The sequence below is a fragment of the Pedococcus sp. P2_D9 genome, assembly GCF_056404275.1.
Genome location: NZ_JBFUEI010000006.1, coordinates 112,821 through 129,639, shown reverse-complemented (window position 1 = coordinate 129,639; position 16,819 = coordinate 112,821). Strand labels below are relative to the sequence as shown.

Annotated in this window: 13 protein-coding genes; 7 read left to right on the top strand and 6 right to left on the bottom strand. The window is 65.0% G+C overall.

Annotated elements, in window-relative coordinates; translation table 11 throughout:
* The first annotated feature begins 620 nt into the window (after positions 1 to 620).
* A complete protein-coding gene (locus AC1DXJ_RS11900) occupies positions 621 to 1,148 on the top strand; it encodes a hypothetical protein (protein ID WP_477637058.1) in 528 nt (175 codons plus the stop codon).
* A gap of 96 nt (positions 1,149 to 1,244) precedes the next feature.
* On the opposite strand, the gene AC1DXJ_RS11895 is transcribed toward AC1DXJ_RS11900, so the two are convergent.
* The 5 genes from AC1DXJ_RS11895 to AC1DXJ_RS11875 all read right to left on the bottom strand — a co-directional run bounded on the left by AC1DXJ_RS11895 (position 1,245) and on the right by AC1DXJ_RS11875 (position 8,238).
* Positions 1,245 to 1,769: a hypothetical protein gene (locus AC1DXJ_RS11895; protein WP_477637057.1), complete on the bottom strand. Its 525-nt coding sequence runs from the start codon at positions 1,767 to 1,769 to the stop codon at positions 1,245 to 1,247.
* On the bottom strand, positions 1,766 to 4,762 hold the full coding sequence (locus tag AC1DXJ_RS11890; RefSeq protein ID WP_477637056.1) for a type I restriction endonuclease subunit R: 2,997 nt from the start codon (positions 4,760 to 4,762) through the stop codon (positions 1,766 to 1,768). The genes AC1DXJ_RS11895 and AC1DXJ_RS11890 overlap by 4 nt, the downstream gene beginning before the upstream one ends.
* A gap of 10 nt (positions 4,763 to 4,772) precedes the next feature.
* Positions 4,773 to 6,014, bottom strand: a complete 1,242-nt coding sequence (locus AC1DXJ_RS11885) for a restriction endonuclease subunit S (protein ID WP_477637055.1) — start codon at positions 6,012 to 6,014, stop codon at positions 4,773 to 4,775.
* On the bottom strand, positions 6,011 to 7,954 hold the full coding sequence (locus tag AC1DXJ_RS11880) for a type I restriction-modification system subunit M (protein ID WP_477637054.1): 1,944 nt from the start codon (positions 7,952 to 7,954) through the stop codon (positions 6,011 to 6,013). Before AC1DXJ_RS11880 ends, AC1DXJ_RS11885 begins: the two co-directional genes overlap by 4 nt.
* A 128-nt stretch (positions 7,955 to 8,082) precedes the next feature.
* Positions 8,083 to 8,238 (bottom strand): hypothetical protein, encoded by a 156-nt coding sequence (locus tag AC1DXJ_RS11875; protein ID WP_477637053.1) that lies wholly within the window; start codon positions 8,236 to 8,238, stop codon positions 8,083 to 8,085.
* A 275-nt stretch (positions 8,239 to 8,513) separates the two neighbouring features.
* Between AC1DXJ_RS11875 and AC1DXJ_RS11870 the strand changes: the two genes are divergently transcribed.
* The 6 genes from AC1DXJ_RS11870 to AC1DXJ_RS11845 all read left to right on the top strand — a co-directional run bounded on the left by AC1DXJ_RS11870 (position 8,514) and on the right by AC1DXJ_RS11845 (position 16,184).
* Entirely contained in the window at positions 8,514 to 8,768 is a 255-nt protein-coding gene (locus AC1DXJ_RS11870) for a hypothetical protein (protein WP_477637052.1), read from the top strand.
* Between the two features lie 4 nt (positions 8,769 to 8,772).
* Positions 8,773 to 9,198 (top strand): hypothetical protein, encoded by a 426-nt coding sequence (locus AC1DXJ_RS11865; protein ID WP_477624976.1) that lies wholly within the window; start codon positions 8,773 to 8,775, stop codon positions 9,196 to 9,198.
* A complete protein-coding gene (locus AC1DXJ_RS11860) occupies positions 9,195 to 11,738 on the top strand; it encodes an ATP-binding protein (protein WP_477637051.1) in 2,544 nt (847 codons plus the stop codon). The genes AC1DXJ_RS11865 and AC1DXJ_RS11860 overlap by 4 nt, the downstream gene beginning before the upstream one ends.
* A gap of 1 nt (position 11,739) precedes the next feature.
* Positions 11,740 to 13,752, top strand: coding sequence for a hypothetical protein (locus AC1DXJ_RS11855; protein WP_477637050.1), 2,013 nt, complete (start codon positions 11,740 to 11,742; stop codon positions 13,750 to 13,752).
* Between the two features lie 624 nt (positions 13,753 to 14,376).
* Positions 14,377 to 15,513, top strand: a complete 1,137-nt coding sequence (locus AC1DXJ_RS11850) for a C40 family peptidase (RefSeq protein ID WP_477637049.1) — start codon at positions 14,377 to 14,379, stop codon at positions 15,511 to 15,513.
* Positions 15,510 to 16,184, top strand: coding sequence for a hypothetical protein (locus AC1DXJ_RS11845; RefSeq protein ID WP_477637048.1), 675 nt, complete (start codon positions 15,510 to 15,512; stop codon positions 16,182 to 16,184). Before AC1DXJ_RS11850 ends, AC1DXJ_RS11845 begins: the two co-directional genes overlap by 4 nt.
* 180 nt (positions 16,185 to 16,364) lie before the next feature.
* Here AC1DXJ_RS11845 and AC1DXJ_RS11840 read toward each other — a convergent pair whose 3' ends face one another.
* Complete coding sequence (locus tag AC1DXJ_RS11840; protein ID WP_477637047.1) at positions 16,365 to 16,628, bottom strand: hypothetical protein; 264 nt, start codon at positions 16,626 to 16,628, stop codon at positions 16,365 to 16,367.
* Positions 16,629 to 16,819 lie beyond the last annotated feature (191 nt).

The following is a 16,819-nucleotide window of genomic DNA, read 5'->3' as shown; positions in this document are numbered from 1 at the left end:
GCCGACACCACACGGCAGGACATCCACGAAACGACGCGCCAACTCCTTAGCCATTTGGGGCTGACGGCCGTCTCCCTCCTCGCTGGTGCCAAGGATGCCAAGCAGGCGAGTCGCTGGGCCCGAGCCGACGCAGCAGAGCCGCGACCGGAGGCACGGAAGCGACTGTTGGCGGCGCATAGGGCCTGGATGCAGGTGTCAACAGCGGAAAGCGATTACATAGCTCGCAACTGGTTCATTGGCAGTAATCCTCGGCTCGGTGAGGTCTCCCCCCTCGAGGCCCTACGGGAAGGCGACATTCAAGAAGTATTGGACGCTGCGGCCGCCTTCGTTAGCGGTACGGACGGGTGACTGCCGCGCCTTCGGCTGAATCGAGCCGCACCTGCGAAGCAACAGGATTGAGGCTTTCACCCCCGTCGGGCCAGCGCTTTTGGCGCGTTCAAAAGCCATCTTGGGGTGCCCTAAACCCGCCCCTTCGCCCAAGCGACCTCACCACCGCCGGCCGCTGGGGTCGCTGGGACGCCGCCGGACACCGAACCATCTATGGAGCGGCTCCGCGCCGCTACGCATATCAAGAGGTGCTCGCGTATCTCGCGCCGTCACCGTCCTTGGCGGAAACGTCAATGACCGACGTCTTCGAAGACGGCAACAACGGCACGGAGTCAGTCTTGGACTCGATTCGGCGCGACTGGGCAGGTCGCATGCCCCCAGAACACATCGCGCGACAGTGGCGCGATGAACGAACCATTTACGAACTGGAGCTTCCAAGTTCGGGCTGGTTCATTGATATTACCCACGGCGACAGTCTCGCCGCACTAAACAGCGCGGACGGGCCCTTCGCCTCTTTGCTCGCACCTACTCGCCGGCTCACACTCGAGGATCTTGTCGGACGGGACCGCGTGCTCACCTGCGCCATTGCCACTCTCCTGCACGGCCTGATTCTGGATGACGGCTGGCAAGCCGATGGCATCGCGTTCCCATCGAAGTGGGGAGTAGATGGTCGCTGCTGGGCCGTGTGGCTGCGCGCCACCGACGATGGGTCTCCGGCAGCCGAACGGGTGAGGGAGCGAGTCTCCAGCGCAATCCACGGCATCGAGCAGGACGATGACCTCAAGGTTGCCGCCGAGAGCCTTGGGCTAACCGTCTTCTAGTCGGTTGCTGGCTGTCTCGGAAAGTTCGCCTTCAACTTCGCGCACGCGCCCAGGTCGTCGCAAGTTGCCTAGCCTAGGCGAGAACCTAGGCACGATTCATGCCTGATAGTCGACATCCCGGGGGTCCATCAGTGTCGTCATAAACTGGAAGCTCTCCGTGTCCTCAAGCGAGCCGGCGGTTTCCTCCCACTCGTACGTCTCGATTGTCACTGACCACTCCCATTGGGCTGACGCAATTTCGCCCGGCATGCCTTTGAACTCGAGGCAGTCCCCGCAGTCTTCCTCGCCGTGCTCGATGCAAGCGCCAAGTTCTCCCTCACCTAGGTACCCATCGGTCGTCAGGTATCCACGAGGTGGCCACACGATCGCAAACGTCTGGTTGTCCTCAAGGAACCGCCCCCACTCCTTCTGGTACGCGGCGAGGACAAGCACTTGGTGCGCCTCGGTCCAGTCCAAGTCCGGAGGCACGGCCGAGTCCTCCGGCGGCCAGTATCCGTCCCAACCGCCCGTCCCGACATGCGAGTAGGTCTCGCCGTCGCGCGGCCGAATCTCCGGGATTGGGAAGCCGTCCGCCAGGGAAGCGTGGAGCTCGTGTTGGAGTGTGAACCGCTCAGCACTCAACCCGCTACCTCACTCCGGAACTCGTCGTAGGTGCCGGCGAGGTAGTTGACTAGCGAGGTCTGGAAGTCGGGGTTGGCGAAGAACATGTCGAAGAGGACGCCGTTCTTGTCGTGTCGTTCGACGACCAGGTCCTTGATCTTCTGCCAAAGCACCTGCTCGTACTGACTGCGGTCGTTGTTCTCAGCCACGGCTCGCATCTGGTCATCGCCCTTGACGACCGACCACTGCTGGTCGACCCAGACCTTGTCGGGCTCGCCCAGGTCGGCGCCATACTTCTCGTTCATCGCGGAGATCAGCGCGGACAGCTTGTCCATGACCGGGTCGACCTGCTTGCCCTTGCCCTCCCCGGGGAACGCGTTCCCAGGCTCGTCGGACGCCTGTAGTTCGATCGCAACTTCCGACGTGACCGCGATACGCAGGTGCGTGAGTTGCACGGACTTGCTCAGCTGCGGCATCGGGTCGTTCTCGGAACCGGGCAGTTCGACGAGCAGCATCCGACCATAGAGGAACAGTCGCTCCAGGTCGGTGTCGGTGAAGGGCATGACCTGCGCAACGAACGCATACGCCCGACAGAAGCTCTGCAGCTTCCCCCGGAACTCGTCCTGCGCCTCCTCCTCCAGCCCAACGAACCGTCCGACAGCGAAGCCGAGATTGCTGTAGATCACCGACTGCTGGGCCGGGTCCTCCGACAACAGAGCCCCCACCGCCGCTTCCATCTCGGGCATCGACAACACCCCAGCAGCCATGAGGTCGTGCTCCCACCCATAGAGCAGGTTCGGCTCGGTCGGCGTCGCGAACGATTCCTCATAGAACTCGCTGAACGCTTCCTTGATCTCATCGCTCGTGTTGGCGAAGTCGAGGACGAAGGTGTCGACCTTCCCAGGGTGCGTCCGGTTGAGGCGGGACAGCGTCTGCACGGCCTTCACACCGGAGAGCTTCTTGTCGACGTACATGGTGTGGAGCAACGGCTGATCGAACCCGGTCTGGTACTTCTCCGCGACCACAAGCACCTGAAACTCATCCTCCGTGAATCGCTTCGGCAGTTGCGTCTCAGGAAAACCATTGATGCTGGCCTCAGTCCACGACAGGTCCTGCGCATCAGGGTCGGTCACCGTCCCGGAGAACGCCACCAGCGTCCTTAGAGGTCGCTCGCCTGCGGTGTACCCCATCCTCGTGATGTATGCGTCGAGCGCCTGCTTCATTCGCACCGCGTGCAGGCGAGAGCGGGTCACCACCATGGCCTTGGCGTGGCCGTCAATCTTCCCGGCGGACTTCTGCCGGAAGTGTTCGACGATGACCTGAGCCTTCTGCTCCAGCTGATACGGATGTAGGGAAACGTATGCCGCAAGCGCCGCCTTCGCCTTCGACGCGTCCATCTCGGGGTCGTTGCGAGGATGCGTGTTTGCGAGTTTGTAGTACGTCGCGTACGTCGTGTAATTCGCGAGCACGTCAAGGATGAAGCCCTCGTCGATCGCCTGCCGCATCGAGTAGGTGTGGAACGGCCGCTTGTGTCCGTCCGCGTCGAGCTGGCCGAAGGTGTCCAGCGTCTTCGGTTTGGGAGTCGCCGTGAAGGCGAAGAACGAGAGGTTCTGCTTCTTGCCTCGATTCAGGGCGCTGGCCAGCAGCAGATCCTCAGACGATGAGGACTTGACCGCGAGAGCCTCCTCGGCCTCCGCCTCCTGGAGAGCAGCCTCCCCCTTGAGGACCTTCTTCATCTTTGACACCGAATCACCCGAGGAGGACGAGTGGGCCTCATCGATGATGATCGCGAAACGGCGGCCCACGATGTCCTTGCCCTCGCCAGCCGCGCCTTCTTCGGCAGCGAGCTTGGCGACCACCGGGAACTTCTGGAGCGTCGTGATGATGACGCGAGCAGCGTTGCCGGACAACGCTTCCTTGAGCTGAGTCGAGTGCTGATCGATACGCACGATGGTCCCGGGGGTGTGCTCCAGCCCAGCAACGGTCTCCTGCAGCTGTCGGTCCAGGACGCGGCGGTCAGTGATCACGACCACCTTGTCGAAGATCGGCTGATCGTCCTCGCCATGGAGCCGCGATAAGGCGTGAGCGGTCCACGCGATCGTGTTGGACTTGCCCGACCCCGCCGAGTGCTGGACCAGACGGTCGACTCCCGCCCCGTCCTTGCGGGTCGCCTCGATGAGTGAGCGGACGGCGTGCCACTGATGGAACCGCGGAAAGAGGACCCGCGAATCCTCGACGTGGATGAAGCTGCCAAGCAGGTCGAGCCAGCTGTCTCGCTGCCAGACCTCCCGCCACAGGTACTCGGTGCTGTAGATCCCGGGCATCATCGGGTTGCCGGCGGCGCCCGGCCGACCCGGTCCGGCCGTGCCGAGGTTGAAGGGCAAGAACCGCGTGTCCTGACCCGCGAGCTTCGTCGTCATGGCGACAAGGTGCGGATCAACAGCGAAGTGGACCAAGGTGCGCTTGGCGAAGATCAGATCGTGTGGGTTGCGGTCCGTGCGGTACTGCGTCATCGCCTGCTCGATGCCCTGCCCGGTCAGCGGGTTCTTGAGTTCGGCGGTCGCGACGGGGATCCCGTTGACGACAAGGGCGAGGTCCACGGAGTCGAAGGTGTTGGACTCCGAGTGGTGGAGCTGGCGGACGACACCAAGACGGTTCGCTGCATAGCGCGCCCCCTGTTCCCCACTGAGCCCACTCGCCGGCTTGAAGTAGCAGAGGCGCACGCTGACGCCAGAGTCCTTGACCGGACTCCGTAGAACGCTGATGGTGCCTCGGTGGTCAATGGCGTCCGAGACGACCTTGATGAACTTCTGCTTCGCGGTGGTATCGCCACCGTGACGCTTGACGAGCTGAGCCCATGCCTTCGGCTGCGACTGCTGAACGAACGCGAGGACCTCGTCCTCGAAGAGTCCACCACTTCGGTTGTATGCCGTGGGCTCGAGTTTGTGCCAACCCTCATCGAGCAGCGCCGCCTCGATGTTGCTCTCGAACGCTGCTTCCTGCGTGATCGTCATTGACCCACCCTCATCCAGGTACTCCGCTCCCAGCAGTGGTGACATCCAACTCACCCTTCACGGCCGCTGTGATCAACGACTGTTTGTACTCGTTGAGAAGGGTCACCGACCGGGAGAAGGTCCGCTGCGCCAATTGACTCTGGAGTTCCTGTCGGCGAAGTTCGCGCACGACCTCTCGCTGCTTCCCGATGTCAGGGGCGGGGATACGGAGGCTGCGCACAACCTGTTGGCTGATGTTGGGTTGCCCCCCTCCGGAAGCCAAGCCCATGACTTCTCCCCTATGAGCCAAGAACCAGTAGAAGGCGTACTCATTTCCGACAGGCCCTCGTGCTTCGAGGGCACAGCATGCCTGATTGACCGTCGCGGGGATGCCGAGGAGCCCAGCACGCCCCACCGTAGCCCCGTACATGGCAACAAGGAGCGTGCCAACGGGATACACCTTGAGGACTGAATGGTCTCGGATTGCCTCCGCACTTACCGTGCGTGGCACCGACGAGATGCTGCGGTCTCGTAGGTCTGATGTGGTCACCCACGGAACGTCGCCGTCGTAGTAGCTGGTGTCAGTTGAGAGTGGCGTGGTGCCGCTCCCTGTTGTGAACGCCTGACCTACTCGCCACAGGTCATGATCACCGCCGACCTTGGGCATCCATGCGATCCCAGTTTCGACAGCACCTATTTGCTCACTACCGGTGGTGAGTCCGCGCGCCAACTCCAGTTGAGTGGATGCAGCCAGCTTCAACTGCGCTTGGCGGGCCGCGATGATGCGGTCGATGCGGGCGACTCGGTCATCGAGGAAGTCCGCAATCCTCAGCTGCTCTCTCGGATCGGGGAGGAACAGAGGGGTCGCAGCGAGCTGGTCGTTGTCAATCTCGATCTGGCCAGTGCGAACGCCCCTGGAGATCGACGCGAAGTGAGCCGTGTACTCGGGCGATCGGAGCAAGTAATGCAAGTAGCGGTCAACTTCCTCGTGGACTGGGGCGAAGCAGATGTAGTGGCCGGACATGATTCCCCTGAGCGCAGAGATGCCAAGAGCCCCCTGCCAGGCCTTCATGCGATTAACGGCCAGCCATCCCGGCTCCACGAGTTGATAGATGCCGCGGTCTTCCGCCGTCTGATTGTGGTTCGTCAGTGCGTCCTTGAATACAACCCCGTGCTGTCGAAAGACAGACAGCATCGGCTCATCGACGTGGCCGAGAACCTTTCGGCGCTCAAAGAGCCTTCCGAGTCGGACTTCGCGGCCTGCAAGAGTCACGCCAAGAGCCCGTTCATCCAAGACCGGATCTGGGACTCCAAAGTCTTGATCTCGTTGGCGATCTCATCGACGGGTCGCGGCGGTGTATAGACGTAGAACTGGCGGGTGAAGGGGATCTCAAAGCCGACCTTGGTCTTGGTGTGATCGATCCAGGCGTCGCCGACGTACGGCCGGATCTCGTTCTCCAAATGCGCTTCTGCCGCGTCGACGAGCGCCTTCACGCGCTGTGGTCCATCAAGATTAAGCCACCCCTCAGGCAGCGGCACGTTCTCGGCATCGCGCAGATCCGGGTCCGGCTCAGGTGACCCGCCACGCTTGGTCATGGTGGGTGCCTCGGGGTCAGCGACCGAACACGCCTTGGCGAAGGCCCTCTTCTGGGTGGCCGTCAGGCCGCCCGTCTCGGCGAGCAGCGCCTTCTCGGAGTCGAAACACTGACCCAGCAGGCCGGCATACGCATCAAACGGAGGAGAGGCAACGGCTTCCGGGGTGACCTCCCAACGGCGGCGCATCGGGCGTTCGACCGTGATGCGCTGGAACCCGAAGGTCTCGTTGCTCAGGACCTTGACGCGAGTGTCGTCCGATCCCTCGTCAAGGGCGGCCCCGTAGAGCTGGACGATGTCGGCAATCGCAGCGTTGGTGAGCTCTTTGCGCTTGTCTCCCAACGACTTCCGCATCTTCGTGCCGAGATCGCGAGCGTCGATGAGTTTGACCTTGCCGCGGTCCTGTTCGGCCTTGTCGTTGGTGAGGATCCACACATACGTGGAGATGCCGGTGTTGTAGAACATCTGGTCCGGCAGGGCGACGATGCCTTCGAGCCAGTCGTTCTCGAGGATCCAGCGACGGATCTCGGATTCGCCCGACCCTGCTTGGCCGGAGAAGAGCGGCGAGCCGGACAGGACGATGCCGACGCGAGAGCCGTTCGGCTTCATGTGCGACAGCATGTGCTGGAGGAACAGGAACGAGCCGTCGGAGATGCGCGGGAGACCGGCGCCGAAGCGGCCGTTGTGGCCCTGCTTCTCGGACTCGTCCTTGATCGGCTTGGCGTAGGCCTTCCAGTCCACGCCGTAGGGCGGGTTGGCTAGGATGAAGTCGAACTTCTTGGTCGGGAAGGCGTCACCGGTGAGGGTGTTGCCGTTGCGCATTCTGGCTGGGTCAATCTCCTGCATCATCAGGTCGGACTGCGCGATGGCCCAGGTCTCATCGTTGAGTTCCTGACCGAAGACATCCACGATGGCTGCGGGGTTGAGCTCCTTGATGCGGTGCATCGCAGACATGAGCATTCCACCGGTGCCAGCGGCGGGGTCGTAGACAGTGCGGACCGGCTTGGGGTTGGCGTGCAGTTCCGTGAAGGTCTTGCCGCTGAGGAGTAGGTCGACCATGAGGCGGATGACCTCGCGCGGCGTGTAGTGCTCGCCTGCGGTTTCGTTGCTCATCTCCGAGAACTTCCGGAGGAGCTCTTCGAAGATGTAGCCCATCGCCTCGTTGCTGACCTGGCTGGGACGCAGGTCGAGGTCGGCGAAGTCGGCCACGACGGCATACAGGATCCCGGCACGGTCCATCCGCTGGATCTTGTCGTCGAGGTTGTAAGCCTCGACGACACGGTAGGCGTCGGGGGAGAGCTTGCGGATGTAGCCGGCGAGATTGTCTGCGAGGTTCTTGTCGTCGTTGAGGAGCATGGTGAAGCTCAGCGGGGACGTGTTGTAGAAGCGATGGCCGGCTGTCTTCTTGAGGAGGGCGTCGTACCCCTCGTTGAGGTCCTTGATCCCCTTGGCCTTGTCGAGGACTTGCTCCTTGGTTGGGGCGAGGACCACGTCCATACGGCGCAGGACAAGGAGCGGCAGCATCACAGAGCCGTACTCGTGCGGCTTGAACGTCCCTCGGAGCTTGTCCGCAACCTTCCAGACGAACGCGACCTTGTCCTCGAAGCCGACTGGCGCCATGTCTCCCTCTCATTTGAACCGACGAGGGCCAACCTAACCGGCTTGCGTGAGCCCGCCGCGGCGAGGCACCTCTTGGTTAGTCCCAGGCGTCGGAAGGGTGCGCAACGCGTACAGCCCCAATGGCGGGACTAGCCCCCCTTGAGTGCCTTCCGCTGGGCCTTCAGCAGCTTCGCCTCTGCCCTGGCGACCTTCATCGAGGCCCTGGCCTCCTTCGCGGCCGCGTTCGCCTTCTTCTCGCTTGGCGAATGGTACGAAACGAGCCCTGCACTCGAGAGGCTGGTCATCTTGCGCATCATGCCCATGGTGGTTCGTGTGTCCTTCGTGCTCGAGATGTCGGGATTTGGTCCAGGTTCGCCCGAACTGTTGGCAATTCAATCAGGACGGCGTCGACTCCGAAGCGGATTCGCGGAAAGGCCCCTCAGAGAACTTCTGCGGGGAACGGAAGGTCAACAAACGGTAAGAACTCGTCTCAAACCCAGACAATTGGTGGACTGAGGGTGTATCGGACGAGTTAATGGTGGCGCGGGTGGCCACTCGCACCAACCGATTGGGGACGATCATGCACACCCTGAACACCACACTCGTCTCGGCCGCCAACACCGGCGGCCTGCAGTCCTGGATCAAGGACAACGTCATCCCACTGCTGCTCCTGCTCATCGCGGTGATGCTCTTCGTGCTCGCTCAGCGCGGCGACAACGCCAAGGCCATGAAGGTTGTGGCCGGCGTGGTCGTTGCTCTGGCCGTGCTCGGCATCGCCAGCAGTGGTCAAGCTGACAATCTCGGCGCCTGGATGGCCGGGCTCATCACAGGTTGATCCGATGCGACTTCCCGTCGATGACGAGATCTACAACGTCAACGCCGTCTGGCTGGGTCCGCCCAACAAGACCCTGCCCTTCCGAGCGCGGTACGTCGCGTACGCCGTGGGCGCCCTGGTCTTTGTCCTCCTGCAGGTCATCGAGAGACGACTAGGCATCGGCCTGGGGTTCTTCAGCCTCGCCTACACCCTGTTGGTCACCGTCGGGATGACCCGACTCATCCTCAACGTCGTAGACGCAGACCGGCCACTCGGCTCGGTCATCGCTGGATTTGCCCACGAGGTCGGCGCCCCGCGAGAGCGCACCCGACCCACGGTGGGCCTCATGCACCCGGCTCGGGTACGTGCCGTCCCCACACGCCTGAGCCGGGCCCAACGCAAGGCAGCCCGCCTTCAAGCCAAGCCAGCATCAAGAGAGGCTCCGTCATGAGCAAGCCGGGGATAGCGCTGCGCCGGATCAGCGGCCATTGCACGGTGACCGCCGACCGGATCGTGGCTTGGTACCTCCTCGATCCGCAGGGATGGTCCTTCCGCCCAGACAGCGTGCGAGAGCAGCTGATCATCGATGGTGCGGATGCGTACGCCCAACTGGTCAAGCGTCAGCTGCACATCCGGGTCACGACCAGGCCCTACCCGGTGAGTCGGTGGGCCGCCGCACACGACGAGAACGCCCCGGCCCCGCTGCCCGGGTGGCGCAACCACCTCCTGACGGACCAGCAGCACCTTTCTGGTCGCAGCATGGCCGACAAGGAGGTCTACGTCGGCGTCGAGATCCCCGCACGCAAGGGCCTCTACAAAGCGCTCGGCGGGCTGGCCGGCACGTTCTCGGACCGAGAGGTCTCGGCCCTGTCCAAGGAGATCCGCGTCACCGACGAGATCATGGTTGCCCCGGGCATGGACGGTGCACCGGTCACACCCCGCGAGCTGGAATGGCTGCTGCACCGGTCCTGCTCCCTCGGCCTACCCGCACCACTGACACTCGGGGCTGTCGACGACGGCCGCTGGGAGGAAGAGGACCTGCACGAGTTCACCGACCACGTGCAATGGTTCGCCGAACCCTACGCCCGCACCCTGCGCGTCATCGGGGAGAACGAGAACCAGCGCGTCGAACGGCACGTGTGCGTCCTGTCCGTCGGCCGGATGACCGACCTGGAGATCCCCGCCGGCATCCCGTGGATGCAGCGCACCGACCAGCTCGGCTTCCCGGTCGAGTGGTCCGCCCGGGTCACGATCGAGGACTCCGCCAAGGTGGGGATGGCGATGCGTCGCAACATCCAGAAGATCCGCGCCCAGAAGGACCATTACGAGGTCGAGCACCACGAGCCCGCCCCCGGCGCCCTGGACCGTCAGGCCGACAAGGCCCTGGGCGTCGAGGACGAGATCTCGATGGGCCTGTCCGGGCTATCGACCCGCACCACCGGCTGGTACCGCATTGCGGTCTCCGGAGCATCGGAGGAGGAGGCACTCGAGCGGGCCAGCCTGCTGCGCAAGCTCTACACGCCCCAGATCACCATCGCCCGCCCCGCGGACCAGTACGCCATCGCACGCGAGTTCATCCCCGGCGAGAAGCTGGCGTCCACGGCATACAAGCGGCGTATGCCGGTGACCACCCTCGCCGCCGCAGTCCCCGCCGCCACCGCGAAGGTGGGCGACCGGGTCGGGATCCACCTCGGCGAGACGTCCGGTACCAGCGCCCGCGTCGTCACGTGGGAGCCGTGGGAGAGCACCGAGACCCGAGAAGAGTCCGGTCTCGCGGTCCTGTGCGCGGGTCTGGGCGGGGGCAAGTCCACTGCCGGCGGGAACATCATCTACCGCACCGTGATGCAGGGCGTCCCGTGGACCGTGCTCGACCCTTCCGGGCGACTGACCGCGTTGTGCCGTCTGCCGGAGCTGGCGGAGGTGTCCCAGGCGATCGACCTGCTCGACGCACCACCTGGCTCGCTGTGCACCTATCGCGTCATCGCTGAACCACGCCGTGAGCACTACGACTCCGAGTTGGACTGGCGCACGGCACAGAACCAGGCCGAGGACACCCGCCGCCTGCTCACCTCGTCGGTGCTGCGGGCAATGCTGCCGCGGCAGCTGCAGGACCACATGCTGACCGAGGTGGCCTTGATGCGTGCCGTCGGTGCGGTGTCGGCCAGGCACACCGCATCCACCCACGAGGTCGTCGACGCACTGACGCGACTGGACGGAGACCCGGACCTGCGCCGCCACGCCGGGTACATGGCGGACTTCCTGACCGAGGCTGCCAAAACCAGCCACGGCCGGTTGATCTTCCCGTCCGGGTACCAGCAGGACTACGGGCGGGAAAACCCGCTGTTGACCGTGTACAGCCTGCGCGGGCTTGCCCTGCCGGACGAGTCCACCGCCAACAGTGAGGACCTCGACGAGCGACTGTCCATGTGCGTGCTCTACCTTGCCGCGTGGCTCACCCAACGCGGCATGTACCTCGGGGATGTCAACGCCCGCAAGGGAATCTTCATCGACGAGGCGTGGGCGCTGTCCACCTTCAGCACCGGCCGCCGGTTCATCGACCGAGCCGCCCGCGACTCCCGCAAGCACAACACCCGCGTGCTGATGGCCTCGCAGAACCCCGCCGACCTGCTCAAGCTCGACTTGGCCAACCTCATTTCGGCCGCGTTCATCGGCCGCCTCACGGGGGAGGACGCCCAGACCGACGCGCTGCGGTTCCTGCCCGGCATCCGCGACGGAATGGGCTACGAGTCGATATTCGGCACCCTGTCCCGCCCGACCCGTGAAGGCCGCCGAGGGTCTCGAGAGTTCATCTTCAGCGACGGCACCGGCGGCATCGAACGGATCCGCATGGACCTGTCCGCCCACCCCCACCTGCTGGCTGCGCTGAACACCACGGCCCAGCCCGATCAGGCCCGCAACCGGGTGGCCCGAACTGAGCTCTCCCCCACCCCAACGACAGCCGAGGACGAGCCCGAGAGGGAGAGTGCCTGACATGGCTGCTCTGCGGGGGGTCATATGCCGCATGCTGGCCATCGGCGCGATCCTCGCCGGGGTCGGTGTGGGTCTGGCCGGGGCAGCTTCGGCGGCACCGACCATCCCAGGTGTGCCGGACTGCAAGGACGCACCCACGGCGCAGCTGCCCGGGTCCGGGATAACCGGGTTCCTCGACGAACGGCCCAAGACCCCACCGGAACCGCGCGACCCGTTCGCCGACCATCCCTCGACCAGCGTGTACGAGCAATACGGGTACGCCGGACTCGGGTGGCACACCTACGACCTTGGCTGCGGTGGTGGCCTGCGCGACGTCGAGGCCAGCATCGACACCGCGACCGGCAACTTCCTGATGTCCGCCGCGACGTGGGGTGCCGCAGCCACCAACGGGCTGCACAACAAGGTTGCCCATCCCGAGGAGTACATGGCCCCGCTTGACGACGTCGTTGCCGGCGTGACGCAGCGGCTGCATGACTCGATCTGGTCCCCCTGGGGCGCCACCGCACTCGTCGGAGTCGGTGCTTTGCTGCTGTTCTACTCGATGAGCGGTCGACTGTCGTCGGTGACCTCCGCCGCCGCGTGGGCACTGCTGGTGACAGCGATCGTCGCCGGCATCGGCCAGTACCCGACCCGGGTCGCCACCTTCTTCGACAGCACGGTCACCTCGAGCGTCTCGGCGATCAGCAGCGGCGTCAGCGGCCTGACCAACCTGCCCGCCTCGTCCGATCCCGCACGCGCCCAGGGGGCCTTGGTGGTCGACCGCGTCCTGTACGACAACTGGCTGCGCGGCGAGCTCGGCTCCACGGACTCCCCAGCGGCCAAGAAGTGGGGCCCGGACCTGTTCAAGGCCAGCGCCTTCACCTGGGCCGAAGCCCGCCAGGCAGAGCAGGACCCCGATGCGGGCAAGCGGATCGCCGAGAAGAAGGCCGAGAACTGGAAGAAGACGGCCGCCGAGATTGAGAAGCAGGACCCGGTCGCGTACGGCTACCTGCAGGGTAAGGCCGGTGGTCGCGCAGGAACCGGTGTGATGGTCGCACTCGGGTCAACTTTCAGCCTGCTGTTCCGGCTGGCCGCCGACATCTTCCTCTTTGCCGGCCTGGTCATGCTGCGGTTGCTGGTCATGCTGTTCCCCGCTATCGCCGTCGTTGGGGTCATGGCCCCGATGGCATCGATCGTGCGGCGCGTGTTCAGCATGGGCGGTGCCGCGGTGGTCAACGTGGTCGCGTTCTCGGCCGGGTCCGCGGTCCACGCCACGATCATCTCGGCAGTCCTGTCCCGCGCCACCACGACCGGCATGGGCGTCCTGGGCATCGTGCTGTGCATGGTGGCGACCGTGGCGGCGTTCATCGTGCTGTTCCCCCTGCTGTCGTTCACGAACATCCTCGGTCACTCCGGAGGCCCACGCTGGGCCAAACGTGGCGGGCGTGAGATCTGGAACTACACCTCCAGGCGACTGGCCACCCAACACGGCGTCGACGCAGCCAACGAGAACGCCAACCAGAACCAGAAGGCCGATGGCGACGAGAAGGCAGCCACGCAGGACACCGGTGTCCACCGTCGCTACCGACACACCGGGCTTCCCGCTGAAGCCTTCGGACGACCCGCCTACTTCCCCACCGTCGCCGAGTCCGAGAGAGGCCTGCCGGCGCCGCAACACCTTCAACTCAGCTCCGTTGAGGCACCCAGGCCCGCGCACTCCGTCACCGCGAACCAAGGCCCCGGCTTTGCCCCCGACTTTGCCGAGGCGGACGCCGATCGCGAGAGCCCGGCATACGCCCTCGCTGGTGAAGTCCGGCAGACGCCGGAACCCGACCCTGTGAACGTCCGAGCCACAAGCGGACAGACCCCTATCAGCGGACGGATAGTCCCTCAGATCCCAGCGGACGCCCGCGAGATCCCCAACCTGGCCCACGACTCGCACACGCAATTCCGGCGTGACGGTGTCGGACCACGCCTCTACGACCCCGACACCAAGCAGACGGTCCTGAGCCTGCAGAAACGAGCCGAGGAATGAACGCCGGAGGAGTCGGCCGCGCCGTGCGATGGCCGCTGTGGTCATGGCGCAACCTGACCCTGACGGCCGTTCTGGCTCTCGTCCTGCTCGCAGCCCTCGGCCGCTTGACCAACGGAGTGGGAGCCTCGGCCGCGCCTGCCCCGCGGCCACCCCTGACCGCATCCGTGCCCACCGTGCCCGCCGCGACGACCACCCTCAGCGACCCGACGGCGCCAGTTGAATCGGCCACAGCAAGCCAGAGTTCAACCACGCCAACCAAGGTCTCGGCTGGCTCCCCGGTCGCGGTGGCCACAGCGTTCGTCACTGCCTGGTCGACCACCACCCACGGGGAGACGCCGTGGCTGACCGGCATGAAACGCTGGGGAACCCCATCCCTCATTTCGGCCCTCACTGGAACTGACCCAGCCCAAGTCCCAGCCACCCGAGTCACCGGTGACGCCGCCCTGAAGTCGATCAAGGGCGCCACCGCCACCGTTAGCGTGCCCACCGACGGGGGCCGCATCGCCGTTGACCTGGTCAACCAGAGCGGCACGTGGAAAGCCAACACGCTCGCCCCGGACGACGCCCCACCCGGTGCACCGACCCCCTCGCTGTCACCAGCCACAGCGAGTTCAGGGAGCTGACATGCCGGCCCCGCTGGTCGCAGCCGCCGCGCAGATGGCCCGCAAGGTCGTCTTGCGTCGCCTCATCCGCCTAGGGCTCATTGTCCTGCCCGTGGCCATGGTCGGCGCCCTCGCGACGGGCCTGATCGTCCTGCTGCTGTTCACCACCGGAGATAGCGACTCAGGCACGGCCCAGGTCGCCGGGAACTGCTCCACCGCCACCACAGCCTTCGCTGCGACCTCAGGCGCCAACGCCCAGGACCTGAGCGGGGAGCAGCTCGCCAACGCCCAGACCATCGTCGCGGTTGGCCGCCAGCTCAACGTGCCCGCCTACGGCTGGGTCATCGCCGTCGCAACCGCCCTGCAGGAGTCCAGCCTCACCAACCTCGACCACGGTCACCTCGACAGCCTCGGCCTCTTCCAGCAACGCGCCGGCTGGGGCTCAGACGCCGACCGGCTCAACCCCGAGACCGCCGCCAGGATGTTCTATGAAGGCGGCAAGGGCGGCCAGAAGGGGCTGGTCCAGATCCACGGTTTCGAGGCCATGCCACTCACGAGCGCGGCCCAGGCAGTGCAGGCCAGTGCGTTCCCCGACGCCTACGCCCGATGGGAACCCCTCGCGCAACAGATCGTCGCCAACCCGACCGTGCTGTCCGCCACCTGCTACACCACTGCCGACTACACCGGCGACGGCACCCAAGGCTCCAACGCAGTCGCCTCAGCCCTGCAGTTCCTCGGCACTCCCTACAGCTGGGGCGGTGGAGGCATCGGCGGGCCAGGGAACGGATTCGGACCGGGCAGCGCAACGGTCGGTTTCGACTGCTCCTCCCTGGTCCAATACGCCTACCACCAGGCCACCGGAAGGACACTCCCCCGGGTCACCGACGCCCAGGCCGCTGCCCTGCCCCACGTTCCTCCCGGATCGCAGCTTCGGGCAGGCGACCTGCTGTTCTTCCACTCCCCCGGCGACCCGCCCGGCAGCTACCACCACGTCGGCATCTACGACGGGCAAGGCGGGATGGTCCACGCACCGCGCACCGGCAAGACGGTCGAGGTCGTCCACGACGTACTCAAGAATCGCTACTACTCGTCCCAACTCGCCCTAGTCGCCCGCCCTGACGGCGCAACGGACGACGTTGATTCAGGATCCCAGCAATGACCGGCGCAGAGTTCGACGATCTCGCTGAGGCCGAAATGACCGATCGTGACGACTCTGTGGGGCGCCTCAACGACCACTTCCCAGCACTTCTGATTCGCCGCGCCCTCGGCCTCAACGAGCCCCTCACAGGGCGACGGGCTCGGTTCCTGATGACCAGCTATACCCATGACGGCAACTGGCTTGCCCACGGCTGGAAAGACAGTCTGCGGATCGTCTCGGAAGTGGTCCCCAAGGTCAGAGGCGTAGACGAGCCCGCCGTCTGGGTCCAAGAGGAGCGGGACTACTACGGCGACTGCGAGAGCACCAATCGCTTCGCCGTCGGGCGTTCACGCGTTTGGGTCGAGCAATATGTCTCCTCCACCACTCCGGCCGAAGACCCGGGTTCGGTCGTCTGGTTGGACAACCTCAACAGAGACCCCAATACGCCAGAGCTCCGAACCCTTCACTCAGTGCAAGGACACCCCGACCCCGTGGGCGCCCGCGTCGTCGTTGCAGGGGACAGCGTCGAAACCGATCTACGAGCGGTCAGCCCCGTCCGCATGACCAACGACGGCGACCTCGCCATCACCGTCATGGCCGAGCGCGACTGGTACCGATGGGCACGCGACTACCCGGCCGAACCTCACCCAAGCCTGCGTTGGGAACTTGCCTCCAAGGTCTGGGTCGAGTAGCCCGTGAGTACGTCCCTCCAGCAGAACGAGATGGGCAAAGCCTCCCCGATCGGTGCCCTTCTTCGTCCCCGCACCCTCTGACCGTCCCGAGAACGCACAGACAGACTCGTGGTTCGACGGCGTCAGAGCGGGCTTCAGTCCCCCGGTTGATGCCGCTTGCCGGGTGGACGGGGTGTGCACTCACGCATCGACGACCGTGCCGGCCCGCAACGGATTCAGGGCTGGGTGACGGATCAATGCCTCGATACCGTGGACGAAGGCGATGGCAGCGACGCCGATGATGGGCGCGCGGATGCCGGAGAGCCCGATCGGCTCACCGTCTCCGTAGTCCAAGGTGACATGCTCTGCGGCAAGATCGACCTGGAGCCCAACGACGCCGTTCCACCAAAGGGAGGTCCAACGTCCGTCGGGCAGCCGACAGAGAAGTCTCTGGTCGCTGACCACGACGCGAGCCGGGCGGGGCGCGCCCCAGCGTCCCGAGAACTGGCTTCGCACCCACGCATCTGTTGACCGATAGACGGTCTCATTTGGCCTCAGAACGATTCCAGCCGCGAGCTCGTCGAAGGCACGTAAGGGCGAGCCGCGGCCCAGCTCGATCGCCAGAGATCGCGCGTCGTCGTAGGCCGCGGTTCGTT

Excerpts from the sequence above, each read along its gene's own strand:
- AC1DXJ_RS11900 (WP_477637058.1), top strand. The coding sequence starts at position 621 with ATGACCGACGTCTTCGAAGACGGCAACAACGGCACGGAGTCAGTCTTG.
- AC1DXJ_RS11890 (WP_477637056.1), bottom strand. The coding sequence starts at position 4,762 with ATGACGATCACGCAGGAAGCAGCGTTCGAGAGCAACATCGAGGCGGCG.
- AC1DXJ_RS11880 (WP_477637054.1), bottom strand. The coding sequence starts at position 7,954 with ATGGCGCCAGTCGGCTTCGAGGACAAGGTCGCGTTCGTCTGGAAGGTT.
- AC1DXJ_RS11875 (WP_477637053.1), bottom strand. The coding sequence starts at position 8,238 with ATGACCAGCCTCTCGAGTGCAGGGCTCGTTTCGTACCATTCGCCAAGC.
- AC1DXJ_RS11870 (WP_477637052.1), top strand. The coding sequence starts at position 8,514 with ATGCACACCCTGAACACCACACTCGTCTCGGCCGCCAACACCGGCGGC.
- AC1DXJ_RS11865 (WP_477624976.1), top strand. The coding sequence starts at position 8,773 with ATGCGACTTCCCGTCGATGACGAGATCTACAACGTCAACGCCGTCTGG.
- AC1DXJ_RS11860 (WP_477637051.1), top strand. The coding sequence starts at position 9,195 with ATGAGCAAGCCGGGGATAGCGCTGCGCCGGATCAGCGGCCATTGCACG.
- AC1DXJ_RS11855 (WP_477637050.1), top strand. The coding sequence starts at position 11,740 with ATGGCTGCTCTGCGGGGGGTCATATGCCGCATGCTGGCCATCGGCGCG.
- AC1DXJ_RS11850 (WP_477637049.1), top strand. The coding sequence starts at position 14,377 with ATGCCGGCCCCGCTGGTCGCAGCCGCCGCGCAGATGGCCCGCAAGGTC.
- AC1DXJ_RS11845 (WP_477637048.1), top strand. The coding sequence starts at position 15,510 with ATGACCGGCGCAGAGTTCGACGATCTCGCTGAGGCCGAAATGACCGAT.